The 25,240-nt window shown below is 64.4% G+C and carries 19 protein-coding genes and 1 pseudogene; 8 read left to right on the top strand and 12 right to left on the bottom strand.

The features are described 5' to 3' along the window. Both AB5Y91_RS16605 and azu read right to left on the bottom strand, forming a co-directional pair. Positions 1 to 661, bottom strand: a pseudogene (locus tag AB5Y91_RS16605) (IS3 family transposase); the annotation flags it as partial. 108 nt (positions 662 to 769) lie between these two features. Continuing rightward, entirely contained in the window at positions 770 to 1,210 is a 441-nt protein-coding gene (gene azu / locus AB5Y91_RS16610; protein WP_368170289.1) for an azurin, read from the bottom strand. A 306-nt stretch (positions 1,211 to 1,516) separates the two neighbouring features. Between azu and AB5Y91_RS16615 the strand changes: the two genes are divergently transcribed. Continuing rightward, a complete protein-coding gene (locus AB5Y91_RS16615) occupies positions 1,517 to 2,554 on the top strand; it encodes an FAD:protein FMN transferase (RefSeq protein ID WP_368170290.1) in 1,038 nt (345 codons plus the stop codon). Positions 2,555 to 2,596: 42 nt separating this feature from the next. Here AB5Y91_RS16615 and AB5Y91_RS16620 read toward each other — a convergent pair whose 3' ends face one another. Further along, entirely contained in the window at positions 2,597 to 3,022 is a 426-nt protein-coding gene (locus tag AB5Y91_RS16620; protein ID WP_106886290.1) for an Hsp20/alpha crystallin family protein, read from the bottom strand. Between the two features lie 257 nt (positions 3,023 to 3,279). On the opposite strand from AB5Y91_RS16620, the gene AB5Y91_RS16625 reads away from it, so the two are divergent. The 7 genes from AB5Y91_RS16625 (at position 3,280) to AB5Y91_RS16655 (ending at position 12,989) form a co-directional block, all read left to right on the top strand. Next, a complete protein-coding gene (locus AB5Y91_RS16625; RefSeq protein ID WP_111910192.1) occupies positions 3,280 to 4,926 on the top strand; it encodes a tetratricopeptide repeat-containing response regulator in 1,647 nt (548 codons plus the stop codon). 59 nt (positions 4,927 to 4,985) lie between these two features. Beyond that, on the top strand, positions 4,986 to 5,948 hold the full coding sequence (locus AB5Y91_RS16630) for an ion channel (protein ID WP_171276495.1): 963 nt from the start codon (positions 4,986 to 4,988) through the stop codon (positions 5,946 to 5,948). A gap of 113 nt (positions 5,949 to 6,061) precedes the next feature. Then, a complete protein-coding gene (gene xthA / locus AB5Y91_RS16635; RefSeq protein ID WP_106886287.1) occupies positions 6,062 to 6,868 on the top strand; it encodes an exodeoxyribonuclease III in 807 nt (268 codons plus the stop codon). Between the two features lie 181 nt (positions 6,869 to 7,049). Continuing rightward, positions 7,050 to 7,499 (top strand): hypothetical protein, encoded by a 450-nt coding sequence (locus tag AB5Y91_RS16640; protein ID WP_289976939.1) that lies wholly within the window; start codon positions 7,050 to 7,052, stop codon positions 7,497 to 7,499. 297 nt (positions 7,500 to 7,796) lie between these two features. Beyond that, the gene (locus tag AB5Y91_RS16645) at positions 7,797 to 9,314 is read left to right on the top strand and encodes an efflux RND transporter periplasmic adaptor subunit (protein ID WP_368170291.1); all 1,518 of its coding nucleotides are present in this window, start codon (positions 7,797 to 7,799) and stop codon (positions 9,312 to 9,314) included. Between the two features lie 153 nt (positions 9,315 to 9,467). After that, positions 9,468 to 12,596, top strand: a complete 3,129-nt coding sequence (locus AB5Y91_RS16650) for an efflux RND transporter permease subunit (protein WP_368170292.1) — start codon at positions 9,468 to 9,470, stop codon at positions 12,594 to 12,596. A 39-nt stretch (positions 12,597 to 12,635) separates the two neighbouring features. Further along, entirely contained in the window at positions 12,636 to 12,989 is a 354-nt protein-coding gene (locus AB5Y91_RS16655) for a copper-binding protein (RefSeq protein WP_368170293.1), read from the top strand. 70 nt (positions 12,990 to 13,059) lie between these two features. On the opposite strand, the gene AB5Y91_RS16660 is transcribed toward AB5Y91_RS16655, so the two are convergent. The 9 genes from AB5Y91_RS16660 to AB5Y91_RS16700 all read right to left on the bottom strand — a co-directional run bounded on the left by AB5Y91_RS16660 (position 13,060) and on the right by AB5Y91_RS16700 (position 25,236). After that, the gene (locus tag AB5Y91_RS16660) at positions 13,060 to 14,754 is read right to left on the bottom strand and encodes an aspartate aminotransferase family protein (RefSeq protein WP_368170294.1); all 1,695 of its coding nucleotides are present in this window, start codon (positions 14,752 to 14,754) and stop codon (positions 13,060 to 13,062) included. A gap of 173 nt (positions 14,755 to 14,927) precedes the next feature. Continuing rightward, complete coding sequence (locus AB5Y91_RS16665) at positions 14,928 to 15,944, bottom strand: lipoate--protein ligase A (protein ID WP_290028102.1); 1,017 nt, start codon at positions 15,942 to 15,944, stop codon at positions 14,928 to 14,930. 212 nt (positions 15,945 to 16,156) lie between these two features. Next, positions 16,157 to 17,356 carry an ABC transporter permease gene (locus tag AB5Y91_RS16670; RefSeq protein ID WP_368170295.1) on the bottom strand — a complete coding sequence of 400 codons (1,200 nt, stop codon included), beginning with the start codon at positions 17,354 to 17,356 and terminating at the stop codon, positions 16,157 to 16,159. A 90-nt stretch (positions 17,357 to 17,446) separates the two neighbouring features. Next, positions 17,447 to 18,655 (bottom strand): ABC transporter permease, encoded by a 1,209-nt coding sequence (locus AB5Y91_RS16675; protein ID WP_368170296.1) that lies wholly within the window; start codon positions 18,653 to 18,655, stop codon positions 17,447 to 17,449. Next, entirely contained in the window at positions 18,656 to 19,345 is a 690-nt protein-coding gene (locus AB5Y91_RS16680) for an ABC transporter ATP-binding protein (RefSeq protein ID WP_368170297.1), read from the bottom strand. Beyond that, on the bottom strand, positions 19,338 to 20,489 hold the full coding sequence (locus AB5Y91_RS16685; protein ID WP_368170298.1) for an efflux RND transporter periplasmic adaptor subunit: 1,152 nt from the start codon (positions 20,487 to 20,489) through the stop codon (positions 19,338 to 19,340). The genes AB5Y91_RS16680 and AB5Y91_RS16685 overlap by 8 nt, the downstream gene beginning before the upstream one ends. An 82-nt stretch (positions 20,490 to 20,571) precedes the next feature. After that, positions 20,572 to 23,721 (bottom strand): efflux RND transporter permease subunit, encoded by a 3,150-nt coding sequence (locus AB5Y91_RS16690; protein WP_368170299.1) that lies wholly within the window; start codon positions 23,719 to 23,721, stop codon positions 20,572 to 20,574. After that, positions 23,714 to 24,748, bottom strand: a complete 1,035-nt coding sequence (locus tag AB5Y91_RS16695; protein ID WP_368170431.1) for an efflux RND transporter periplasmic adaptor subunit — start codon at positions 24,746 to 24,748, stop codon at positions 23,714 to 23,716. The genes AB5Y91_RS16690 and AB5Y91_RS16695 overlap by 8 nt, the downstream gene beginning before the upstream one ends. A 41-nt stretch (positions 24,749 to 24,789) precedes the next feature. Further along, entirely contained in the window at positions 24,790 to 25,236 is a 447-nt protein-coding gene (locus tag AB5Y91_RS16700; RefSeq protein ID WP_368170300.1) for a DUF6691 family protein, read from the bottom strand. Between the last annotated feature and the right edge of the window lie 4 nt (positions 25,237 to 25,240).

Genomic DNA, 25,240 nt, shown 5'->3' on the forward strand with positions numbered 1-25,240 from the left:
TACGCCCGCCTGGGCTGCACCAGCAGGCGGTGCTCGGCCAATATCTGAAACAGCCTGTCCCGCCCGACCTTGAGCCCGCCATCATCCTGACCCTGCAGCAGATAATGCAACTTGCGGGTGCCCACCCGTGGCTGGCGTAACCGGACCTGGCGCACGAAGCGCACCACTTGCAGCCCCTGTGCATGGCGCAGGTCGGCAACCCGATTGCGCTTGTAGTAAGCCTGACGGCTTATCCCCAGAAACCGGCAAGCCCTGACGATGGTCAGCCTCTGGACTTGCCGCTGCGAGAGAACTTGCCGGGTCGCTTTTTTACGATGGAGACGCCGTAGTCGTTCTTCAGGACATCGACGACGGCCTCAAAGAACTGGGCCTTCTGGCTCATCAGCGCCAGCTGCTGTTCGAGCTCCTTGATACGTTGTTCGGGCGTCTGGTTGTCGGGGTCTGGCATGGTGATGCTCCTGCCGGCGCGCACAGAAGCCCCCTGGCTCCAATCTTGCCGACCATGTTTACGCAACCATACCAGAACGGTGGAGCGGCCCTGAATGCCATAACGGGCCTGAGCCTGTTTGTAGGTGAGCTCGCCTTTTTCAATCTGCTCGACCAGCGCCAGTTTAAAAGTCAGCGAGTAATCGCGCTGTGTCCGTTTCACACCTTGTCCCATCGGGTTCTCCATTGATTGGGGGGAAAGGTGTAAACCATATTCAGGACGGGACACGCATCATGAAAAAAGCCGGGATATCCCGGCTTTTTCCTGTCAGGCCAGCGCGGCTCAACCGACCTTGAAGGCCCCCTTCATCATGGCAAAGTGGCCGGGGAAGGAGCAGAAGAAAGTGAGATCCTTGCCCGCCAGCCCGTCGGTCTTGAAGGTGACGCTGGTGCTCTCGCCGCCCCCCACCAGCTTGGTGTGCGCCAGTATCCTGGCATCGTCCTTGGGCAGGTAGTCGTGATCTGCGCCGGCGCTCATGCCCGCGGTGGCGACGGCCTGATAGTCGGCGGTGCTGGCCAGCACCCAGTTGTGACCCATGTTGGCCACCGGCAGCTTGCCCGTGTGATTGAGGGTGATGGTCACCTCCTTGCAGGTGGCCGGCACGCTCATCTCCTTCTGATTGAACTGCATGGCGTCATTGCCTTCGATGACCAAGGCGCACTCATCGGCCAGCGCCGGGGCAGCCAGGGAACTCAGCAGCAGCAGGGTTAACACCTTTTTCATCATCTTCTCCTTTGATTGGCGAGGAATGGCAACACCCTTGTCTGTCGCATCGCATCGCACGGCGACACGCAAAGATGCTGTCATGATCGATCTTCATTGTACCCAAATGTCACCGGATGGCAGCGGCTTTTGCTCAAAGCTGCGGGCCAGGTCACTCCCGGGGTCCATTGAACTGTGGAACAGATTTGCTGGCGTCACCCCGGCTCGGCTTAATTATTTCCACCCAGACCCGGCGCCCGGGGCTCGTCAATTGCGGCGCCCTTGGCTAAGCTGCTCCCCCGTCGATGACTCCCGCGAGAATGCAAGATGAAGACCCTCTCCCTGGCCCCCCGCGGCCTGCTGCTCTCCCTGATGCTGCTGTTGACCGCCTGTCAGCCGGCGCCGACCCAGATCCGCATTCAGGGCAACACCATGGGCACCTACTATGCGGTGACCCTGAGCGACCCCTTCCCCGGTGGCCAGGCCGCGCTGCAGGGGGAGCTCGATACCCTGCTGGCACGCATCAACCAGGAGATCTCCACCTATGATCCTGACTCTCTCATCTCCCGCTTCAATCAGGGCTCAGGCAAGGCTCCCATGGTCATACCGGCCAGCATGGCCAGAATAGTGCAACAGGGCATGGATGCGGGGCGCCTCACCCAGGGCAAGCTGGACGTCACAGTGGGCCCCCTGGTCAACCTGTGGGGCTTCGGGCCGGACAAGCGCCCGGTCAAGCGGCCCACCGCAGAGCAGATTGCCAAGGCGCGGGAGCGAGTCGGCATCGACAAGCTCAGCCTGACCCCGCAAGGGGATCACTTCCTGCTCGGCAAGGCCATCCCCGACCTTTATCTGGATCTCTCCACCCTGGGGGAAGGGGCGGCGTCGGACGACATCGCCGCGCTGCTCGAGCGCAAGGGGGTGCACAACTACCTCGTCGAGGTGGCGGGCGCCGTGCGCAGCAAGGGACACAACGACAAGGGCAACCCCTGGCGGGTGGCCATAGTCGAGCCCTCGGACAGGCCGGGCGCCATCGAGGATGTGGTCACCCCGAACGGCATGGCCCTCAGCACCGCCGGCAGCTATCGCAACTATTACGAGCTCGATGGCCGGCGCTACTCCCACATCATAGATCCCGCCACCGGCGAGCCCGTCACCCACAAGCTGGTCTCCGCCAGCGTCATCACCCCCACGGCGCTCGAGGCCGATGCCCTCGACACCGCTCTCATGGTGATGGGGCCCGAGCAGGCGATGGCCTTTGCCACCGAGCACAAGCTGGCGGTCTATCTCATCATCAAGACGGAGCAGGGTTTTGCGGCGCAGCACACTCCCGAGTTCGCCCCCTACCTGGTGCGCAGGCAGCCATGAACGACTAGGCCCCGCAATGCGGGGCCTTTTCATGACGGCGCGCTATTCGATGGGGACGCGATGGGGCGCCGGGGTGACCGCCTGTTTGGGCAGTTGCAGGGTGAGGATGCCGTTCTCGAAGCGGGCGCTGACCTGGTCCGGCGCCACCTCCACCGGCAACTCGACGGTGCGCGACACGCTGCCATAGTAGCGCTCGCTGCGCAGGGAGCGATCTTCCTTGCCCTGGCTGTCGTGCTGGCGAATCTCCGCCTTCAGGGTCACCAGTTTGCCGTGCACATCTATCTGGATGTCCTCCTTGGCCACCCCGGGCAGCTCGGCCTGCAGCAGGTAGCCGCCGTCACTTTCCCTCAGATCCAGCGTGATCCGGCTGGGCAGGGGATCCCCGTGCAGGGGCCGGATGTAGAAGCCGGAGGCCATGTCGTGGAACAGGTCATCAAACAGGCTGGTTCGGCTCGGTAGCAAACTCATTTGATTCCTCCTTGTGGTACGGGTGATGGCTGCAGATCGCCGGGATCTGCCTCCCTTCAAGTCTAAAAAGCAGGCCGAACCGCGCCACTGCCATCTCGCGTCCGGTTGACGAAGATCAAGGGCGCGCCATGATTTTTTGCAGGCCGCCTCTTGTCTTGGCGGGAAAAACGGGGCCCCCTTCCCATGTTCAATTGCCTGTCTGCGGACTTTGGTGGCACACTTCTCCCACCAGCCCGCAGCGCCTCGATGCAAGACAGATGCAGACACCGGATCCCGCACCAGAGAAGAAAGCCCAGCCCAAACCCAGGCGCATCCTGCTGGTCAACGAGCAGCGTTCCTTTCAGATGATGATGAAGGCGATGCTGATCAACATCGGCATCAACCGCATCACCTACATCAATTCCGCCGACGAGGCGCGCCGCCGCTGCCAGAAGGAGAGCTTCGACATCTATCTGCTGGACTACGAGCTGGGGGCGGGCGAGAACGGTCGCCAGTTGCTGGAGAGCCTGCGGGACCAGCAGCTGATCCCGCCCCAGAGCGTGGTGATCATGGTCAGCAGCGACAGCTCCCGTGCCATGGTGCTGAGCGCGCTGGAGGCCGAGCCCGACGAATACCTGATGAAGCCCTTCTCCCAGGAGCAGTTCTCGTTTCGCTTGAAGCGCGCCCTAGCCCGCCGCCAGTCCCTGGAGAGCGTCTTCATCGCCCTCACCCAGAACGATCTGCCGGCCCTGGTCGAGGCCTGCGCCAGACAGGCCGATGCGGTGCCGCGCTTCGCCAACTTCTGCCGCTGCCTGCAGGCCGACACCCAGCTCAAGCTCGGCCAGGCCAAGGAGGCGCGCAGCCTGATGCGCCAGCTGCTGGCCGGCCAGGAGAACAGCTGGGCCAGGTTGACCCTGGGCAAGGCCTGCTACCGTCTGGCGCTCTATGACGAGGCAGTGAGCCACCTGCAGGCGACCCTGAAGAACACCCCCCTGATGGTGGAGGCCCACCTCTGGCTGGCGGAGTCCCTGCTCTCCCTTGGCAAGGAGGAGCTGGCCCAGCAGGAGCTGCGGCGGGCGGCGGACATCTCCCCTCAGTCGGTGCAGCTCTCCCGCCGGCTGGCAGAGGTGTGCCTGCAGCGCCACGACTACGGCCAGGCCAAGGATGTGTTGCTCGCCCTCATCGATCTGTCGCGCAACTCCATCCACCGCACCCCCCACTATCTGGGGGCCTACATCCAGACCCTGACCCTCTACGCCCTCAACAGCAACGACGGCTATCACATCGCCAACCTGCAAAAGCAGGTGAACTCGGCCCTGTCGCGCATCCGCGATTCCCTGATGATGTCGGAGTTCAACTACCCGGTGTTCGAGCAGATCTGTCAGGCCAGGGTGCGCATCGCCCTGGGGGAGCTGCTCAAGGGCAAGAAGATGCTCTATCGCGCCAACCAGAACTGGCTGGACAAGCCCGAGACCATGCCCCCCGCCCTGCTCGGCGAGACCATACTCGCCCTCTACCAGCTCGGGGAGTTCGAGTACGCCGAGAGCCTGCAATCCTTGCTGGCGGAGGATGAAGACCGGCTGCTCACCACCTGCATCCAGGTGACCCGGGACGACAAGACGGTGCAGGAGCGCCGTCAGCGCTACCAGCAGCTCAACGATCTCGGCATCAAGGCCTACCAAAGCGGGGAGCTGGAGCAGGCCCTCGGCCATTTCCGCGAGGCCCTGCGCCGGGCTCCCGCCAATACCGGCGCCGCCCTCAACAAGATCCAGGTGCTGCTGCAACTGATGCAGAAGAACCGCAAGAGCCCGGAATTCGGCGCCGAATGCAAGGAGACCCTGGAGGTGCTGGAAGGCATCCCCCTGAATCCCGCCCAGCAGGATCGCTTTCGCAAGCTGCGCCAGGAATTTAACCAGCTCGCCTAGCCAGCGGCGCCTCTCCCTCACCTATGCTGATACAGACTCAGGCAAGGAGGGGCAACAGCATGGCGATGTGCCGATACCTGGTGGCAGATGGCCGCCACTGCAGCGAAGAGGCGGGGGATCACGACCTGTGCCACTGGCACGACCCCCACGCCTCTCACTCATCCCCGGAGACAGCCGCAGCGCTGGAGCACTATGTGCGCCAGGGGGGCCTGTGCCACGGGTTGCAACTGGCCCGCGCCGATCTCGCCGGTCTCAACCTGGTGAACAGAGAAGGCCCCCAGGGGTTCCTGCTGGAGCAGTGCAACCTCTATCGCGCCAACCTGCGGGGTGCCCACCTCTACGGCATTCGCATCAAGGGCGGCAGCCTGATGAAGGCCGATGTCAGTGACGCCAACCTGCACTGCGCCGAGTTGCACGACGTCAACCTGCTCGGCATCCGCTGGAAGAACACCCGGCTCGACAACCTGGATACCGGCAAACGCCTGATGCAGGACAGGAAGGGGCGAAGCGAGCGGGATCCGGTGCAGGCCCGCGTCTGGTTCAAGGAGGCGGAAGAGACCTACCGGGATCTGCGCAAGGCCTCGGAGGCCCAGGGGATCTTCACCATGTCAGGCCGCTACATCCAGCAGGAGCTCACCATGCGCCGCCTGCAGATGCCGTTCTGGTCCTATCACCGCTTCGCCTCCTGGATAGTGGATCTCTTCTGCGGCTACGGCGAAGCCCCCATGCGGGTGGTGCTCTTCTCCCTGCTGCTCATCTTCATCTGCAGCATCTTCTACTTCTTCTGCGGCCTCAACTTCGCGGGCAACCACCTCATCTACCGCCCGGAGGCGACCCTCGAAGAGAACGCCATCTTCCTGCTCGAATGCCTCTACTACAGCGTGGTGACCTTCACCACCCTGGGCTACGGCGACTTCACCCCGGTCGGCCTGTCGCGGATCTTCGCCGCCTTCGAGGCCTTCACCGGCAGCTTCACCCTGGCGCTGTTTGTGGTGGTGTTTGTCAAGAAGATGACCCGCTAAGCCCGGGGCCGGGGCACAGGGAGGCTGCACGCCCCCTCCCCTGGCCCCTCTTGCATCCAGACCGGATTCCTAGTCCAATAGCGACTAATAAAAACGACATGAGCATCCCTGACATGAAGATCATCTCTTTCAATATCAATGGCCTGCGCGCCCGTCTTCATCAGTTGCAAGCCATCATCGACAAGCACCAGCCGGATGTGATCGGCCTGCAGGAGATCAAGGTTCACGACGAAGCCTTCCCGGTGGCGGACGTGGAAGCCATGGGCTATCACGTGGTGTTCCACGGCCAGAAGGGCCACTACGGGGTCGCCATCATGAGCAAGCAGCCGCCCCTCGACGTGCAGAAGGGGTTCCCCACCGATCCCGAGGATGCCCAGCGCCGGATGATCATGGCCAGCTTCAAACGGGAAGACGGCTCCCTCATCAAGGTGATGAACGGCTATTTCCCGCAAGGGGAGAGCCAGGATCACGAGACCAAGTTCCCGGCCAAGCAGAAGTTCTATGAGGACCTGCAGCACTACCTCGAGACCCACCACACCCCGGACGATCCCCTGGTACTGATCGGCGATGTGAACATCTCCCCCACGGATCTCGACATCGGCATCGGCGAGGCGAACCGCAAGCGCTGGCTGCGGGATGGCAAGTGCTCCTTCCTGCCCATAGAGCGGGAGTGGATGGAGCGCCTCAAGGGGTTCGGCCTCACCGACACCTTCCGCGCCGCCAACCCCACCGAGTGCGAGCGCTTCTCCTGGTTTGACTACCGCTCCAAAGGCTTTGACGAGAACCGGGGCCTGCGCATCGACCTCATCATGGCGTCCAATGCCCTCAAGGACAAAGTGACCGAGACCGGCATCGACTACGAGCTGCGCGGCATCGAGAAACCCTCGGATCACGCCCCCATCTGGGCCTGCTTCGCCTGATCCCGGCGCCAGGCACGCCCTAGCAAAGAGACCCAGCCCCCGCCGATGCGGGGGCTTTTTTGTTCACAGCCCGCCATTTCTTAATCCATATCAACTCTTTGGCAGACGGGCTTTGCCACGCCTTGACCTTCACCTTTCGGCAAGGTTTACATTCGGCTTATCCGTCGCAGGGAAACCGCCCATGTTATCATCGAGATTGCCCACAGTGCTCATCGCCCGGCTGTTGCTGGGGCTGCTGCTCGTCTGCAATCTCACCCTCTGCATCAGCTGGCATGGTGCGGCGGCAAGGGAGGAGGCGACATCCCCATCCCTCGCCATGACCAGTGCCGCCAATCTGCCCGCGGCCATACAGGGGCTCCCCTGCCACGACGGCGGTGATGGCTACGCTGCCGCCGACCTCAATCAGGACGAGTGCCAGATGCACGGCGGCCTCACCTCGCCAATGGGCGCCGGCCTGCCACTGCTGGCCGCCCTGCTGACCCTGCTCGCCCTGCCCCTGTTGCTGCTGCCCCCCGGGACCACCAGCCAACAGCTGGAAAACTGGCTGCGGGACCCCTTTCTGCGCAGTCGCGGTACTCATCCCCCCTCCTGGCCGCGCCGACACCTGATGCTGTCGGTGCTGCGTCACTAGAACGATCTTCTCCTGTGCATGAGGCAAGGCTCACCTTGCCCCTATCTGCACACCTTGCCTGACCCTGTGACCACTGGCCCCGCCAGCAACAGGGAGCCGTGCGTCCGCTGACTCGTCAGCAGCGCCCCGTTTGCCGCCAGCCCCTTGGTGATGCCTTGTCCATCACCCGCCCGGCGGCCTGCACAAGAGAAGACGTATGATGTCACCAGCCCACTGTTCACCCACCCAGGTTGCCGCCTTAGCGGGCGCCATCGCCGCCTGCACTTTCTGCATGCAGATCCGCGCCGGAGGCCAGTCATGAACAAGACAGTCCTGATGTCGGCCCTGCTGCTCGCCCTCGGCGCCGGTGGCGGCTACTGGGCCGCCAAACAGAGCACTGATGGAGCCACCGTCAAAGAGAAGACGCCGCTCTACTGGGTCAACCCCATGGATCCCCGCGACAAGCGCGATGGCCCGGCCAAGGACAACATGGGGATGGACTTTATCCCCGTCTATGAGGAGCAGAAAAACGGCTCGCCGGGCACAGTCACCATCAGCCCCGAGATCCAGCAGAACCTGGGGGTGCGGCTGGCCAAAGTCGAAAAGCTGCCCATCCACCAGCAGATCGAGACGGTGGGCTATGTCGGTTATGACGAGGACAGGCTTACGGCCATCAACGCCCGCATGGCGGGCTGGATCCGCACCCTGGCCATCAAGAGCGAGGGGCAGAAGGTGGCCAAAGGCACCTTGCTCTACGAGATCTACGCCCCGGACCTGGTCAACGCCCAGCACGAGTACCTGCTCGCCCTCAACACCAGCAATCCCCTGCTGCTGCGCGCCGCCGAGGGAAAACTGAAGTCCCTGCAGGTGCCGGCGGATCAGATTGCCGCCCTCAAACGCAGCCGTCAGGTGCGCGAAACCATTGGCATCTATGCCCCCAGCAGCGGCTATGTCTCGGAGCTGAAGGTGCGCGAGGGCCAGTATGTGGAACCCGCCGCAGCCCTGTTCAACATCAGCACCCTCAAGCAGGTGTGGGTCAGTGCCGAGGTGTTCGAGCGCCAGGCTGCCCAGCTGAAGGTGGGGGATCCGGTCACCATGACCCTCGACTACGCCCCGGGCCGCCGCTGGCAGGGCCGGGTCGATTACCTCTACCCGACCCTCGATGCCGCTACTCGCACCCTCAAGGTGCGGCTGCGCTTTGACAACCCGGATGAATTTTTGAAGCCCAATATGTTTGCCAAGGTGACGATTCAGGCGGGCAAGGGAGAGCCGCAACTGGTGGTGCCGAGCGAAGCGGTGATCCGCACCGGCAGTCAGGACAGGCTGGTGCTGGCCCTGGGGGATGGCAACTTCAAGTCGGTCGCCGTCACCCTGGGCCCCCAGTTTGGTGACAAGGTGGCCATCAAGGCGGGAGTCGAAGCGGGGGACAGCATAGTCAGCTCGGCCCAGTTCCTGCTCGATTCGGAATCTGCCATCGACTCGGACTTCCAGCGCATGACGGCGGTGCGCCCGGCCCAGGTGTGGACCCAGGGGACCGTACAGAGCATGGATCTGGCCAGCCGCACCCTGATGGTGGCCCACCAGCCCATCCCCGAGTGGCAGTGGCCCGCCATGGAGATGGAGTTCACCGTCGCCGAAGGGGTCGATATCAGCAAGCTGGCCGAGGGGCAAAGCCTCCATCTGCAGGTGATGCAGGAGGGGGACGAGTACCACATCATCAGCATCCATCAGGAGAAGGCGCCAGCAACCGACGGCGCAGCCAAGCCTGCGGCGGGTGAGATGGACAAGATGGAAGGCATGAACCCTAGCCAGCATGATATGGGAGCCAAGCCATGATCCCTTCCAGCATTCGCTACGTTGCCGACAAACAGGCTCCGCGCTCAGCGCCATATGAGAAAGGAGCCAGATCATGATCCCTTCGATCTCTTGCCGCTTTACTAGCAACCATGTCCTGCCGTTCACTCCACGCCAAGAGGGAGGAGCAAGATCATGATCCCCTCGATTATTCGCTGGTCCGTGGGCAACCGCTTTCTGGTGCTGCTGTTGACCGTCATGCTCACCGCCTGGGGGCTCTGGTCGGTGAAGCAGACCCCGGTGGATGCCCTGCCGGATCTCTCCGATGTGCAGGTGATCATCAAGACGGCCTACCCGGGGCAGGCGCCCCAGGTGGTGGAGGATCAGGTGACCTACCCGCTCACCACCGCCATGCTGGCGGTGCCGGGAGCGACCACGGTGCGCGGCTACTCCTTCTTCGGCGACTCCTTCGTCTATGTGCTGTTTGACGACGACACAGACCTTTATTGGGCCCGGGCCCGGGTGCTGGAGTACCTGAGCCAGGTTGCCCCGAGTCTCCCCGCCTCCGCCCGCCCCCAGCTCGGCCCCGATGCCACCGGGGTGGGCTGGGTCTATCAGTACGCCCTGGTGGACAGAACCGGCAAGCATGACTTGAGCGAGCTCACCTCCCTGCAGAACTGGTTCCTCAAGTACGAGCTGCAAACCGTCAATGGCGTCTCCGAAGTCGCCACCGTGGGCGGCATGGTGCGCCAGTATCAGGTGCGGGTCGACCCGGACAAACTGCGCGCCTACGGCATCCCGCTCTCCCTTATCGAGACCGCCATCAAGCAGGGCAATCAGGAGACCGGCGCCTCCGTCATCGAGATCGCGGAAGCGGAGTATATGGTGCGCTCGAATGGCTATCTGAAGAGCGTGGAGGATCTGAAGCAGATCCCGCTCGGCACCACTGTGCGCGGCGCCCCGCTGCTGCTGGGTGATGTGGCGGATGTGGTCACCGGCCCCCAGAGTCGGCGCGGCATCGCCGAGCTCAACGGCGAAGGGGAAGTGGTGGGCGGCATCATAGTCCAGCGCTACGGCGAGAATGCCCAGCACACCATCGATGGGGTCAAGGCGCGGCTAGCGGAGCTGAAAAGCAGCCTGCCGGAAGGGGTGGAGATCGTCACCGTGTACGATCGATCCGACCTTATCCAGCGCGCCATCGACAACCTCTCCGGCAAGCTGCTGGAGGAGTTTGCGGTGGTGGTGCTGGTCTGTCTGGCCTTCCTGTTCCACCTGCGCTCGTCCCTGGTGGTGGTCATCACCCTGCCCATCGCCATTCTGGCGGCCTTTATCGTCATGCACCTGCAGGGGATCAACGCCAACATCATGTCGCTGGGGGGCATCGCCATCGCCATCGGCGCCATGGTGGATGGCGCCATAGTGATGATCGAGAACGTCCACAAACACATGGAGCGGGAGGCGCTCACCGACAAGAACCGCTGGCGCATCATCACGGAGGCGAGCATCGAGGTGGGGCCCGCCATCTTCTTCTCCCTGCTCATCATCACCATCAGCTTCCTGCCGGTGTTTGCACTGGAGGCGCAGGAGGGGCGAATGTTCCACCCCCTCGCCTACACCAAGACCTACGCCATGGCGGCGGCGGCCGGGCTCGCCATTACGCTGGTGCCGGTGATCATGGGCTACTTCATCCGTGGCAAGGTGCTGGCGGAGCAGGCCAACCCCCTCAACCGCTGGCTAAGCCAGGGCTATGTGCCGCTGCTGAAAGCCGTCTTGGCCCGTCCGAAAACCACCCTGGCCATCGCCGCCGTGGTCACGGTGGCGGGCTTCTGGCCGCTCAAGTACCTGGGTTCCGAGTTCATACCGCCGCTGGATGAGGGGGACATCATGTATATGCCCACCACAGCAGCCAATATCTCGGTGGGCAAGGCGCGGGAGATCTTGCAGCAGACCGACAAGCTCATTCGCACCCTGCCCGAGGTGCAGAACGTGTTCGGCAAGGCGGGCCGCGCCGAATCGGCCACAGACCCTGCGGACCTGGTGATGATGGAGACCAGCATCCAGCTGAAACCCCGGGATCAGTGGCGCCCCGGCATGACGCCGGAGAAGCTCAAAGAAGAGCTGGATTCACTTATCCGCTTCCCCGGCCTCACCAACGCCTGGGTGCCCCCCATCAAGACCCGCATCGACATGTTGGCCACCGGCATCAAGACCCCGGTCGGCATCAAGATCGCGGGGCCCGACCTCAAGGTGATCCAGCAAGTCGGCCAGCAGCTTGAGCAGATCGTCGGCAAGGTGGAGGGGGCTGCGTCGGTCTACGCCGAGCGGGTGGCCGGTGGCCGCTATGTGAAGGTGGACATAGACCGGCTGAAAGCGGCCCGCTACGGCCTCAACATCGCAGATGTGCAGGCGGTGCTGGCTACCGCAGTGGGCGGCATGGAGGTGGGGCAGACCATAGAGGGGCGCGAGCGCTACCCCATCAACCTGCGTTACCCCCAGAGCTATCGCGATTCGGTGGCCAGCCTGGAGCTGCTGCCGGTGGTGACTCCGAGCGGCGCGCGCATTGCGCTGGCGGACGTGGCCCGGGTCTACATCAGCGACGAAGCCCCCATGCTGCGCAGCGAGAATGCGCGGCTCAACGGCTGGGTCTACGTCGACATTCGCGGCCGCGACATCGGCTCCTTTGTGGCAGAGGCCAAGGCCCAGGTGGAGCAGCAGCTGGTGCTGCCGGCGGGCTACGCCCTCACCTGGTCAGGGCAGTACGAGTACATGGAGCGGGCCAAGGCGCGACTCGCCTATGTGGTGCCGCTCACCGTTGCCATTATAGTGCTGCTGCTCTATCTGGCGTTTCGCCGCTTCCAGGAGGTGCTGCTCATTCTCACCACCTTGCCGCTGGCAGTCGTGGGCGGGATCTGGACCCTCTGGCTGCTGGACTTCAACCTCTCGGTGGCGGTGGGGGTGGGCTTTATTGCTCTGGCCGGGGTGGCGGTGGAGACCGGCGTCCTGATGCTGGTCTACCTCAACCACGCCTGGGATGACCTCGTGGCCAGCGGCAAGCCGGACCAGGCGGGGCTGCATCGTGCGGTGATCCACGGCGCAGCCCTGCGCCTGCGTCCCAAGATGATGACTGTGGTGACCATTATCGCCGGCCTCTTGCCCATCATGTGGAGCCAGGGCACCGGATCCGAGGTGATGCAGCGCATCGCCGCCCCCATGATAGGCGGCATGGTGAGCGCGCTGGTGCTGACCCTGCTGGTGCTGCCCGCCGCCTACTACCTGTGGCGCAGCCGAAGCCTTGGCAAGGCCGAAACCCGGCAATCCAACTGACCACCACTTTTGAACCAATGAGAATGAGGAGTAAAAACCATGAACTACAAGACGCTGACCCTGACCCTGCTGATTGGCCTTGCCACCCACACCGGCCTGCAGGCCGCCGAGATGATGAATCATGAAGGCCATGACATGAGCCAGATGGGACAAATGGATGGCATGGGCGAGATGACGATGACCAAGGGGGTCATCAGCCGCATCGACGAGGCCAGCGGCAAGGTGGGGATCAAGCACGAGGCCATCGCCAATCTCAAGATGCCCCCCATGAACATGGTGTTCCTGCTGGCGGATCCGGCCCAGCTTCAGGGGCTGAAAGTGGGGGATGCAGTCCTGTTCCACGCCGAGAACCCGGCGGGCAAGCTGACGGTGACGGCCATCCAGAAGCAGTAACGGATCACCACAACAATAAAAACGGCGGGCGCCATGCCCGCCGTTTCTTTATCTGCGATCTCGGCCGGAGTCAGCCGCGAATATGGTCGATAAAGGCGTCGATCTGCTCGCGGGTGCAGGCGGGGTTCATAAAGACCGCCTTCTCGCCGGCGATATAGGAGTACTTGCCGCGAGCGTCGTACTCCGAGTGCGCCACCGCCTCCACCCAGTTGGTGTAGAGCCCCACCTTGCCGCGCTGCTTGAACAGGTTGCGGTGGTATTCGGTGTTGCGGGCCAGCCGCGCCTTGTAGGCCGCATCCGGGCTACGGGCCAGCTCGAAGGCGAACTCGGCCTCCGGATCGCTCACCCACTCGGGGTTGTAGATCTTGAAGCCCACGCTCGGCCCCTGGTTCTCCTGGGCCACCAGCTTGACGTTGCCAAGCTGGCTCAGACGGAAGCGGAAGTAGTTGGCGTTTTGCAGGCAGTGGGCCAGCACGGTGCGATAGCCCTCGACCCCCAGGTAGTTGAGGGCCGCATAGGCGCCGAACAGGCCGCTCGCCCCCCGGGAGCACTCAATGGTGGACTGCAGGTGGGTCTGGCCCTGGATGTCCCGCTCGAAGTAGGAGAAGTTCTCAGGGTCGTTCTCCATCGCCTTGAGATCCTCCTGCTCCTTGATCATCACCAGGCTGGAGGTGTAGGGCACATAGCCCCACTTCTGGAAGTCGACGGTAAAGGAGTCGGCGTATTTGAGCTCGGCAAAGCGGGCCACGTTGCGCTCTATGCCCGCCAGGGTGGCGCCGTTGATGGCGAGCGGGTTGGCGGCAAAATCGTAGTCCAGGAAGAAGATCATCGACCAGCCGATGGCGGCATCCACGTGGATATGGGGCTTGACCGCCACCTCGAAACGCTCGCAGAGCCTGTCCCGCAGGTCCACCACAGGCTTGACCTGGTCCACCCCGAAGGTGTCCGTGGTCCCCATGGTGAGCATGATGGTGGGCACCACGTGTTTCAGGGCGAAGCAGGCGGTCAGGGTGCGCTCGAGATCCTGCAGATCTATGTCGTTGTTCTCCCCCACCTGGATGCGGATGGTCTTGTTCTCTATGTCGACCCCGAGCAGGGAGAGGTTGGTGATGTTGGAGTAGTGGCCGCCCTGGGAGTTGATGATGCGATAGTCCTGATAGTGACCCAGCCCCTTGTGCTTGGCCTCCGGCAGGCTCTTGCGAATGCCGAGCAGGTAGCCGTAGAGGTTACAGAAGGTCCCTCCCTGGGTGAAGATGCCGGTGGCACGCTCGGGGTCGTAACCCGCCAGCAGGGCTATCTGGCGCACCACCTTTTTTTCGAGCTCCTCGGCCACCCCGGCATATTCGGAGTAGACCAGATTGGGGTTGGCCAAGATGCCCATCTGGGCGCCGTAGATGGCGGGATCCGCCGACATTGTGATGACGTTCTCGACGCTGGAGGGGTTCTCCCAGTCTTTCGACAGGGCGCCGGCGAACAGCAGCTCCGTCATGGGCTCCCCCGGGGGGCGCATCTGCGCGGGCACCGGCATGGTCTCGCAGAGATCCGCGAGACGGGCGTAGCCATCTGGCCAGGCGTTCAGGCGCGCATCCGGGGCCAGGCCACGGGCACGAAACTCGTTGAGGGTGGCAAAGCCGGGCTCGCGAAACACCGGCCAGAGATCGGGATTGCGGGAGAAATAGTGGGCTTTGACGGTGGCGAAACGGGCGGAGAACTCGGGGTGGACGGCGTTGACGCCGTCATCTTTCAGATAGACAAGATCGCTCATGATAAGACCATTAGTACTGCAAATGTGCCCCGGTTATACCCCCGGGGCGGCGCAGGAGACAGCGACAATAACTAATGGCCTGCCCTACTTTTTATCATGACCACGGCAGTCGGGGGCTGGCGGCCCCCCTGCGCCGGAGCCCGTGCTCCGTTTCGTGATCCGGGTCATGCCTATTAGCGCAGGGCCGTCACCAGCCAGGCCTCCAGCTCCGCCAGCTCGTGGGCCCTGGCCGGGAACTCCCCCATCAGCGAGTGCAGCAGCGCCGCCATCGCCTCAGGCTTGTAGGGCGCCCCCACCAGCCGCTCGGCCAGGGCATCCAGGGGGGCCGGATCCAGGCTGTCGCTGAAGATCTGCGCCCGCCCTATCACCCCCTTCTCCACGTCGAAGTGCAGCTCCACCCCGCCCCAGCCGAAACGCTCATCCAGCTGATGGCTGAACGCCGGGGCATGGCCGAAGTTCCACTCCCAGCTGCGCTGGCGGGCGAAGGTCTCGGCGAAGCCGGGCAGGTCCGGCATCTGCTCGGGGGAGATATGCTCGGGCGCTACTCGCTCACCGTAGTAGTGGAAGAAGGCCTCAATGAGGGCGTCATTCAGCTGCTGATGATCTATCCCCGGCAGCAGTTCGCAAAGATTGGCGACCCGACTGCGCACCGAGGTGATCCCCTTGGCCGCCAGCTTCTTGGGGTCGGGATTGAGGTAGTTCGCGAGTCGACCGAGGTCTGCATCCAGCAGCAGGGTGCCGTGGTGAAAGCCGCGATCCTGGGTCTCCCGGTAGGCCGAGCCCGACACCTTGCGATCCCCGTCCGCCGTGGCCACCAGCAGATCGTTGCGCCCCGAGGCAAAGGCCGCTATCCCCAACCGCTTGAGGGCATCCAGCACTATGGCGGTGGAGACGCTCTTGTCATAACCGGGCTTGCCCGCCATGAAGGTGAAGCAGCTGTTGCCGAGATCGTGAAACACGGCCCCGCCCCCGCTGCTGCGCCGCGCCAGGGTCACGCCGTCCTCTTCCATGCGGCGGGTGTTGCACTCCTTCCACGGATTCTGCGCCCGGCCTATCACCACCGTATTGGCGTTGCGCCACAGGAAGAGCACCCGCTGGGCGGGATCCATCTGGCGGAAGATGCACTCCTCCACCGCCAGGTTGAACAGGGGATCCTGAGAGTCGGAAACGAGCAGGCGTAACGGAGAGATGGGAGGAGACATAGGGGGACCTCATTGGAAAAGGGGGAGATTACCATAACACCCTACTCCCGGGGCGTCGTCCCCTGACATCCGAGATAACCCAAGCCCTGACCAGCGCTAAAAGAGACGCACAAGTGGGAGCCCGCCCCCCATCTTCATCGCTCTCGACCACGTCAAGCCGTTCAAGAGCGGCGCCTCTTGCAGATTAGGGAGGTCGTCGCCTAGTCACCCCGCAGGGCGACCACGGGGTCCAGGCGCACCGCCCGCAAGGCGGGAGCGACCCCGGCCAGCAGACCGACCAGGGCGCTGCACCCCAGGGCCAGCAGCAGATAGAGGGGATGGAGGCTGAGCGGCAAGCCAGCCGCCAGCAGCGCAAACAGCAGCTTGAGCCCTCCTAGCAGGGCCAGCCCCATGGCTCCCCCCAGCAGTGCCAACACCACGGCTTCGAGCAGAAACAGCAGCAGAATGCGGCGCCGTGGGCAACCCAGCGCCATCAGCAGGCCCACCTCGGGGATCCGCTCCTGCTGGGCGATGCTCATGATGCTGAAGATGCCGACCGCCCCGATCAGCAGCGAGATGATCCCCAGCCCACCGACCGCCAGCTTGATGATGGAGAGTATCTTGTCGAGGCTGGTCAGCATGTCCTGCTGGGAGGTGAGGGTAAAATCCTCCGCGCCGTGGCGGGCGATCAGCACCCGCCGGATCTGGGCCGAGATCTCGGCCTCCGCCCGCCCGGCGCCATAGATGACGTCTATCTCCTGCAATCCCTCCTTGTTGAACAGCGCCTGGGCATGGGCGGCGGGCAGATAGATCATGTCATCCAGATCGAAGCCGAGAAATTGCCCTTTGGGGGCCAGCACTCCGGCCACCCGAAAGCGGCGATCCCCGGCCCGCAGCAAGCTCCCCGGCGCATCGCCGCCGGGAAACAGCTCAGCCGCCACCTTGGCGCCCAGCACCGCATAGGCGCGGGGCATGGCACTGTCATCTGCGGGCAGAAAACGCCCCTGCACCAGGGTGAGCCTCCAGCCGGAGAGCGCCGCCGAGCCTGTGCCCAGAATGGCCGTGCTGCGGGTCAGCCCGCGGCTGCGCACCTCCCCCTGCCCCTGCACCACTGGCAGGGCGGCTTCTACCCCTGGCAATCTGGCGAGGGCGTCGGCATCCTCCAGCAGCAGGGGACGGCTGCTGGAGAGGATGCCGGGCGGGCCGCCGGCGGTTTCGGTCTTGCCCGGGGTCACGGCGATCAGGCGGGTACCGAACTGGGAGAAGCTGTCGAGCAGATAGAGCCTGAGCCCCTCGCCTATGCCGGTGAGCAGGGTCACAGAGGCGATCCCGATGGCGATGCCGAGCGCCGACAGCAGGCTGCGACTGCGCCCTGCCAGCAAGGCGCGCCAGAGCCAGAACAGCAGATCAGCGAGGCGCATCGGCCACCACGCCATTGCCTGCTGCGCAGGCCAGTGACTCGCCACTGCCGCACCACAAGGTTGTCTTGCGCCCCATCAGATTCATCAGCCTCAGCTCCATTGTCCGCTGCGCAGACTAGTGACCGGATCCTGCCTGGCCGCCCGGGAGGCGGGCAGCCAGCTGAAGAAAAGCCCGGTCAGCAGGGCCGCCGGTATGGTGCAGAGCGTCGCGAGCAAGGGCACGGCCGCCGGGAAGCCGGGCCAGATCAGCGCGGCGAGGGCCACCAGGGCATAGCCCAGCAGGGTGCCGATGAAGGCGCCACCGCCGCTCAGCAGCAGCGCTTCCCACAAAAACAGCTGGCGGATCTGGTGGCTGTCGGCCCCCAGCGCCTTGAGCAGGCCGATCTCTCCGGTGCGCTGGCGGGTGCTGATGAGCGCCAGATTCATCATCATGATGCCGGAAACCAGCAGGCTGATGGCACCAATGCCGGCGACCGCCAGGGTCAGGGTGGCCAGAATGGTGGAGAAGGTGGCCAGCATGGCGTCGCGCCTTACCAGAGTCACATCGAGCACCCCGTGACGCGCCTGCATCAGCTGCTCCAGTCGCTTTATCAGCGGGGGCACAGCTTGCCCTCCCAGCGGCTGGATCAGCAGACGAAACAGCCCCTCGGTATTGAACAGCCCCATGGCGCTGCCCACCGGGATCAGCGCCGCCTCGGCCATGTCCATCCCCAGATTGCTGCTCTGGCTGGTGAAGACCCCCACCACCCGAAAGCGGCGATTGTCAAAGCGCAGCCACTGGCCTAGGGGATCGGCCTGACCGAACAGCTCCCGGGCCGCCACTTCCCCGAGCAGGGCCACCGGCCTGTCCTCCCCGGCGTCCCCCGGCAACCAACGGCCGGAGAGCAGCTCAAGTCCGTGGGTATGCCGCAGCCCGTTGCTGCTGCCAAGCAGCATGGTCTGACGCACCCGGGCCCCCTGCTTGGCCTCGGCAAAGCCCATCACCAGCGGCACCAGCCTGAGCTGGGGTTGATGCTGGCCCAGGTAGTGCATGTCATCCAGGGTGATCTCCCTCAGGCTGTTACCGGTCACCGGCGGCAGCCCGCCCGTGGTCTCCTTGCGACCCGGAAACATCACCAGCAGATCCTTGCCAAGGGAGCTGAACTGCTCGGCCACATAGCGTCTCGCCCCCTCCCCCAGCGCGGTGAGCAGCAGCACCGAGGTGACGCTCAGACTCACCGCCAGGATCAGCACCAGCGCTCGCGTGCGCTGGCGCAGCAGGGCCACGGCGGCGAAGCGGAGAGCATCGGGGCGCCGCATTCAGCCCCCACCGCTGTCGCTGCTGATGCGGCCGTCATCCATCGAGATCCGCCTGCCCGCCCGCTCGCCGAGGCGGGGATCGTGGGTCACCACCATCAGGGTAATGCCCTGCTCCCGGTTGAGCCCCTCGAGCAGGGTGATCACCTCCTCCCCGGAGCGGGAGTCGAGATTGCCGGTGGGCTCGTCCGCCAGGATGAGGCGCGGCGCCATGGCCATGGCCCGGGCTATGGCTACCCGCTGGCGCTGACCGCCGGAGAGCTCGGCGGGTCTGTGGTCGGCCCTATTCTCCAGCCCCAGCTCTCCCAGCAACTGCTGACTGCGGCGATGGCGCTCGGCGGGGAGGACGCCGCACAGCATCAGCGGCAGCTCGACGTTTTCACGGGCGGTGAGGCGGGGGATGAGATGAAACGACTGGAACACGAAGCCGATGCGATGGCCGCGCAACTGGGCCAGCGCGGGTTCTGACAGGGTGGCAATGTCCTGGCCCCCGAGCCAGTATTGCCCCTCGTCTGGCCTGTCCAGCAGCCCCAGCACGTTGAGCAGGGTCGACTTGCCGGAGCCCGAGGGGCCCATCACCGCCAGATACTCCCCCTCGGCGACCCGAAGAGAAACTTGTTCGAGGGCCGCCACCTCAGTGCCCCCCAAGGTGAAACGACGGCTGACGGCATCCAGGCGAATGAGATCACTCATCCGCCTGCTCCGTGGCGGCACTGAAGGGCCCCTCCCCGACTATCTGGCCAGGCTGGGCCGCCAGCTGGTCACCGGCGGCGAGCCCCTCTGCCACCTCAATCCAGTTCCAGTTCTCCACGCCCCAGCGGGGCAGCACCCGCACCAACTTATCTCCCTCCAGCCGCAGCACGCTGCCATCGTCGGCCCGGCTGCTGGCCGCCACCCTCAGCACATCGGTGGCGCGGGTCACCTCGACCTCGAGATCGGCACTGTAGCCGATAAGCAGGGGCACGTCAGTAGGCACGTCAGTGGGCAGGGCAGTGAGCGCCGCCTCCACCTCCACGGTGCGGGCTTGTTTCTCCAGCTCCTTCACATAGGGGGCGATGCGGGTGACGGTGGCGGCAAAGTCGCGCCCTGGCATGGCGTCGAGCAAGACCCGGGCAGACTGGCCCACCTTGAGGCGGGCGGCATCCACTTCATCTATGGGGGCTGAGACGTAGAGGCAGTTATCGTCGATGAGATCGATGACAGGGGGCATGGCCACCCCTGGGGGTGAGGGGGTCATGTATTCACCAAGCTTGCTGTTGACCTCGGCCACCACGCCGGCAAAGGGGGCCTGCAGGCGGCGCTCGGCCAGGCGGGCCTCCACCTGGGCGACCAGCGCCTCGTCGACCCGCTCCTGCTGGCGGGAGGCACGGCAGATATAGCGGCGTGTATGGGCCAGGTTCTGGGCCTGTTCGGCCAGGGTGCGGGAGGTGAGGTTCTTGGCGAGCAGGGTGGCCAACCGCTGGGCCTCCCGCTCGTAGTAGGTGGCCTCGCTGCAGCGCTCCTCGCGCTGGGTCTTGCCGAGGGCCTGTTGGGCGCGGGCGCGGCTGAGATCGGCGCGAATGTCCTCGCTCCAGAGGGTCAGCAGCAGATCCCCCCGGGCCACCCTGTCCCCGGCCTTGACGGCGATCTGCTCCACCACGCCGCCACCGGGCAGACTGAGCCCGGCCCGCTGGCACGACTTGATGGTGCCGGCCCGGGTGTTGACCAGGGTCACCAGCACATCCCCCCGCCCGACCGCCACCAGCTTGACCGGCGTCGCCTGCGGCCACCACCACAATGCCAGGGCCGCTAGCGCCACACCGGCGCCCGCCGTCCACCACAGCCAGCCTCTCTTCATCGCGTATCCTTTCGCTATCGACCCCCGTCACGACTGACGGGAGAGCAGGGCATCATTTCACCTTAGCTAGTGACTCCCGTCATCAGCGTTGGGAGAGCAGGGCGTAATAGAGCAAGGGTATCACCACCAGAGTGAGCAAGGTGGAGACCAGGATCCCGAAAATCAGGCTGATGGCCAGTCCGTTGAAGATGGGATCATCGAGGATGAACAGGGCACCTATCATGGCCGCCAGCGCCGTCAGCATGATGGGTTTGGCCCGCACCTGCGCCGCTTCGATCACCGCCTGCTCGAACGCCATGCCGGCGCTGCGCTGCTGCTCGATAAAGTCCACCAGCAGTATGCTGTTGCGCACTATGATCCCGGCCAGCGCAATCATCCCTATCATCGAAGTGGCGGTAAACTGGGCCCCCAGCAGGGCGTGGCCCGGCATCACCCCGATAATGGTGAGCGGAATGGGCGCCATTATGATGAGCGGCACCAGATAGGAGCGGAACTGGGCCACCACCAGCAGGTAGATGAGGATCATCCCCACGGCGTAGGCTAGCCCCATGTCGCGGAAGGTCTCGTAGGTTACCTTCCACTCCCCGTCCCACAAGAGCGCCACCTCTCCCAGTTTATCCGGCTGCTGTACGTAATATTGGGGCAGGTCGATATTGGCACCGGCGGCAAACATACCGTAGAGCGGGCTGTCGGTATGGCCGCCCATGTCGGCCACCACCATCACCATGGGCTGCATGTTCTTGTGCATGATATAGCTGGGGGCCAGCTCATCACGGCGACTCACCAGCTCGGATACCCGGATGAGCTGGCCGCTCTGGCTGCGCACCTTGAGGGCCAACACCCCCGCCAGATCCCGTTTGTCACCGGGTGCGAGCTCGATGCGAACAGGTACCGGATACTTGGCGCCGTTCCCCTGCAGCCAGCTAGCATCCTGATAGCCCACCCCGCCATTGAGGGTGCTAACCAGATCCCCGAGATCGACCCCGAGCAGGGCCGCCTTGCTGCGATCCGCCACCAGCCGCCACTTGGGCTGGGGGTCGGTCAGATAGATATCCACGTCCACCAGATCCGCCGTGGCCACAAAACGGGCCTGTACGGCGCGCGCCGCCGCTTCACGAGCGGCCGGTGTCGGGCCATACACTTCCGCGACTATGGATGACCAGACCGGCGGGCCGGGGGGCACTTCCACCACCTTGAGGTTGCCCCCTGCCGCACTGGCAATGGCCTGCAGCGGTGCCCGCACCGACTGGGCAATCTGGTGACTGCTGCGATCCCGCTCATGCTTGTCCACCAGATTGACCTGAATATCCCCCACGTTGGCGCCGCTGCGGATGAAGTAGTGGCGCACCAGGCCATTGAAGTTGATGGGGGCGGCGGTGCCGGCGTAGATCTGGTAATCCTTCACTTCCTCCACCTTGGCAAGCTCCCGCCCGACCGCCAGCAGGGTGCGCTCGGTCTGCTCCAGGGTCGCCCCCTCCGGCATATCGAGCACCAGCTGGAATTCCGACTTGTTGTCAAAGGGCAGCATCTTGAGCACCACCCACTGCACCACCGGCATGGCGGTGGCGGCCCCGACCAGCAGCAACACCCCCAGCCAGAGCTTGCGTCTGGCCCTCTTGGCGCCATCACCGATCAGGAAAGGGGTCATCAGCCGGTGAAAGAGGCCTGCCTTGGCCTCACCGTGGGCAGCCTGCGCCTCCCCTTTGAGCAAATGGCTGGCCAGCCAGGGGGAGAAGATAAAGGCCACCAGCAGGGAGATGAGCATCCCCATGCTGGCATTGATGGGAATGGGGCTCATGTAGGGGCCCATCAGACCGCTGACAAAGGCCATCGGCAGCAGGGCCGCAATCACGGTCAGGGTCGCCAGTATGGTCGGCCCCCCCACCTCGTCCACCGCCCCCGGAATAAGATCCTTGAGCGCCCCCTTGCCCAGACCGCGATGACGGTGGATGTTCTCCACCACCACTATGGCGTCATCCACCAGAATGCCGATGGAGAAGATCAGCGCAAAGAGCGACACCCGGTTGAGAGTAAAGCCCCAGGCCCAGCTGGCAAAGAGAGTCAGTGCCAGGGTGATGACGATGGCCACCCCCACCACCAGCGCCTCGCGCCAGCCCATGCTCACCAGCACCAGCAGCACCACAGCCGTGGTGGCAAAAATCAGCTTGCCGATCAGGGTGTTGGATTTGGTCTCGGCGGTGACGCCATAGTCACGGGTCACCGTCACCTCGACCCCAGCAGGGATCAGCCGGTTTTGCAAACTCTCGACCCGCGCCTCCACCCGCCTGGCCACATCGACCGCGTTCTGGCCCGGCTGCTTGCCGATGGCCAGGGTCACCGCCGGATAACTGGCTTGCCCCTGCCCCATCCAGCTACGCCTGGTCGGGGTCTCCTGACCCAGAGAAACCTTTGCCACCTCCCCAAGATAGACAGGCCGACCGTCGTGCAGCCCCACCACCAGTTCTCGGATCTGCTGCTCGCTTTGCAGGAACTGCCCCACCTGCACCTTGATCTCGCTGTTGTCTTGCTCGATAGCCTGTGTCGTGCCCACCTGATTGGCGGCCGCAAGTCGCTGACTCAGCTCACCCCAGCTGATGCCGTGGGCGCTCAGGGCCGCCGGATCCGGCATCACCCGCAGCACGGCGCTCTGACTGCCGAGCGTGTAGATATCGCGGGTGCCGGGAATGCGCTTGAGCTCGGTCTCCAGCTCATGGGCAACCCGGGTCAGCTCGGGAGCGCCCAGTTGCTTGCTCCAGAGCGTGAGACTGACGATGGGGACATCGTCGATCCCTCTCGGTTTCACCAGTGGCTGGCCGACCCCTATCCCCTGTGGCAACCAGTCGCGGTGGGAGTCGAGCTGGTTGTTGAGATCGACGATGGCCTGCTCGCGGCTCACCCCCACCTTGAACACCACCACCAGCAGGGCGCCATCGGGTTGGGAAAAAGAGTAGAGGGTATCAATTCCCTTTATCTGGGAGACCACCTGCTCGGCAGGGGTGGTGACGAGGGATTCCACCTCCGCCGGTGTGGCCCCCGGGAAGGGGATATAGACATCGGCGAAGGTGACATCGATCTGCGGCTCCTCCTCCTTGGGGGTCACCAGTACCGCAAAGAGGCCGAGCAAGAGCCCCACCAGCGCCAGCAGCGGGGTGATGGCCGAGCCCTGAAACAGCGCCGCCAGCCGACCCGCGGGCCCCAGCCTCTCCTTGTTGCCGTTCAGCTCGCTACTCATGGGCCAGCTCCTGCTGCTGCGCCCAGGCATCGGGGGCCAGCTTGTCACCAGCTTGCAGCCCGGCCAGGATCTCGCACTGCCCCGCGATACAGTGGCCGACCCGCACCGGCGTCAGGGCCCAGCCAGCGGGCTGCTGCAGATAGACGCCGTTGAACTCCCCTTGCCGCAGCAGGGCGCGATCCGGCACTTGCAGCACCTGACGCTCACCCTGCTTGAGCCGCACCTTGAGCCACATGCCGGGCAATACCCCGGCGGTTTGCGGCGGCAAGTCGAGGCGCAACCTGAAGGCGTGGCTCTGGCTGTCGGCATAGTTGAAGCGAGTCAATTTGAGGGGGACAACGGCCTTGCCATCGGGCAGCAGCACCTGCACATCCGCTGGCTGGCTCGCGAGCGTCAGAGCGGATTGGGGCAGATCCACCTCCACCCGCAAGGTGTCGAGGGAGAAGCCCGACAGCAGCGGGGTGCCGGGGGCGACCGTCTCCCCCAGCTCCACCAGCCGTTTGGTCACCACCCCGGCGTAAGGGGCCAGAATACGGGTATAACCGTAGGTCTCGCGGGCCTGGGTGAGGGCCGCCTCGGCCGCATTGACCTCGGCGCGGGCGGCGCGGTCAGTCGCCTCTGCGTTATCGAGCTGGGCGCGGGTGATCACTCCCTTGGCAATCAGCGCCTGGAAGCGGGCGAGCTGACGCTCGGCCTCCACCTGCTGGGCCTGCGCCCGGGCCAGCCGCGCCTGCGCCCCCGTAACGGCGGCAAACTGCTCCTTGCCGCTGATCTCGAGCAGCGGTTGCCCCGCCTGCACCTCGTCGTTCACATCCACCAGCATGCGGGAGACCCGGCCGCTGGTCTGGGCCGCCACAGTTCCCTGATTGATGGCACTGACGGTACCATCCAGGGTAAGCCAGTCGGTCACCGGCTGTGGCGCCACCGTCAACGGGGCCTGACTCTCCCCTTCTGCGGCCAGGGTGGATGTCATGGCCTGCGATGTCATCACCAACAGGGTGATCCCCAGCAACCGGATCTTTTCCATCATCACTCTCCTTCCCTGGCGTCATCAGTCACTTCACGGGATCAGGCGGTATGGGACTGGCGTGCCTTGTTCCGTGCGCGAACCAGCCCCCGGTCGACCAGCAGGATCCCGGCCACCATGGCCGCAATAAACAACAGTATCATGGGCTGACCGCTGGAAATGAGGCTCAAGGCCGGCCCCGGACAGATGCCCACCAACCCCCAGCCTATGCCAAACAGCGCGGCCCCACCGATCAGACGGCGATCCAGCCTGGGGGCCGGTACGGTGACTATGGGCTCCCCCAGCAGGCTCCGGCGACGAGGTTTCACCAACAAAAAATAACCCGGCATAAAGACCAGCAGGGCGCCCCCCATCACGAAGGCGAGGCTGGGATCCCAGGCCCCCGCCAGATCGAGAAAACCGGTGACCCGCGCCGGATCCACCATGCCGGAGATGGCCATCCCCAGCCCGAACAGCAGGCCCGCAAGCAAACTTGTCAGCAATCTCATGGCA

Source organism: Aeromonas sp. R4-3 (genome assembly GCF_040908275.1).
Lineage (GTDB): Bacteria > Pseudomonadota > Gammaproteobacteria > Enterobacterales > Aeromonadaceae > Aeromonas > Aeromonas rivipollensis.

Bases quoted from the DNA above. Each gene is read 5' to 3' on its own strand.
- azu (WP_368170289.1), bottom strand. From the start codon at position 1,210: ATGAAAAAGGTGTTAACCCTGCTGCTGCTGAGTTCCCTGGCTGCCCCG.
- AB5Y91_RS16615 (WP_368170290.1), top strand. From the start codon at position 1,517: ATGAAGACCCTCTCCCTGGCCCCCCGCGGCCTGCTGCTCTCCCTGATG.
- AB5Y91_RS16620 (WP_106886290.1), bottom strand. From the start codon at position 3,022: ATGAGTTTGCTACCGAGCCGAACCAGCCTGTTTGATGACCTGTTCCAC.
- AB5Y91_RS16625 (WP_111910192.1), top strand. From the start codon at position 3,280: ATGCAGACACCGGATCCCGCACCAGAGAAGAAAGCCCAGCCCAAACCC.
- AB5Y91_RS16630 (WP_171276495.1), top strand. From the start codon at position 4,986: ATGGCGATGTGCCGATACCTGGTGGCAGATGGCCGCCACTGCAGCGAA.
- xthA (WP_106886287.1), top strand. From the start codon at position 6,062: ATGAAGATCATCTCTTTCAATATCAATGGCCTGCGCGCCCGTCTTCAT.
- AB5Y91_RS16640 (WP_289976939.1), top strand. From the start codon at position 7,050: ATGTTATCATCGAGATTGCCCACAGTGCTCATCGCCCGGCTGTTGCTG.
- AB5Y91_RS16645 (WP_368170291.1), top strand. From the start codon at position 7,797: ATGAACAAGACAGTCCTGATGTCGGCCCTGCTGCTCGCCCTCGGCGCC.
- AB5Y91_RS16650 (WP_368170292.1), top strand. From the start codon at position 9,468: ATGATCCCCTCGATTATTCGCTGGTCCGTGGGCAACCGCTTTCTGGTG.
- AB5Y91_RS16655 (WP_368170293.1), top strand. From the start codon at position 12,636: ATGAACTACAAGACGCTGACCCTGACCCTGCTGATTGGCCTTGCCACC.
- AB5Y91_RS16660 (WP_368170294.1), bottom strand. From the start codon at position 14,754: ATGAGCGATCTTGTCTATCTGAAAGATGACGGCGTCAACGCCGTCCAC.
- AB5Y91_RS16670 (WP_368170295.1), bottom strand. From the start codon at position 17,356: ATGCGCCTCGCTGATCTGCTGTTCTGGCTCTGGCGCGCCTTGCTGGCA.
- AB5Y91_RS16675 (WP_368170296.1), bottom strand. From the start codon at position 18,655: ATGCGGCGCCCCGATGCTCTCCGCTTCGCCGCCGTGGCCCTGCTGCGC.
- AB5Y91_RS16680 (WP_368170297.1), bottom strand. From the start codon at position 19,345: ATGAGTGATCTCATTCGCCTGGATGCCGTCAGCCGTCGTTTCACCTTG.
- AB5Y91_RS16685 (WP_368170298.1), bottom strand. From the start codon at position 20,489: ATGAAGAGAGGCTGGCTGTGGTGGACGGCGGGCGCCGGTGTGGCGCTA.
- AB5Y91_RS16690 (WP_368170299.1), bottom strand. From the start codon at position 23,721: ATGAGTAGCGAGCTGAACGGCAACAAGGAGAGGCTGGGGCCCGCGGGT.
- AB5Y91_RS16695 (WP_368170431.1), bottom strand. From the start codon at position 24,748: ATGGAAAAGATCCGGTTGCTGGGGATCACCCTGTTGGTGATGACATCG.
- AB5Y91_RS16700 (WP_368170300.1), bottom strand. From the start codon at position 25,236: ATGAGATTGCTGACAAGTTTGCTTGCGGGCCTGCTGTTCGGGCTGGGG.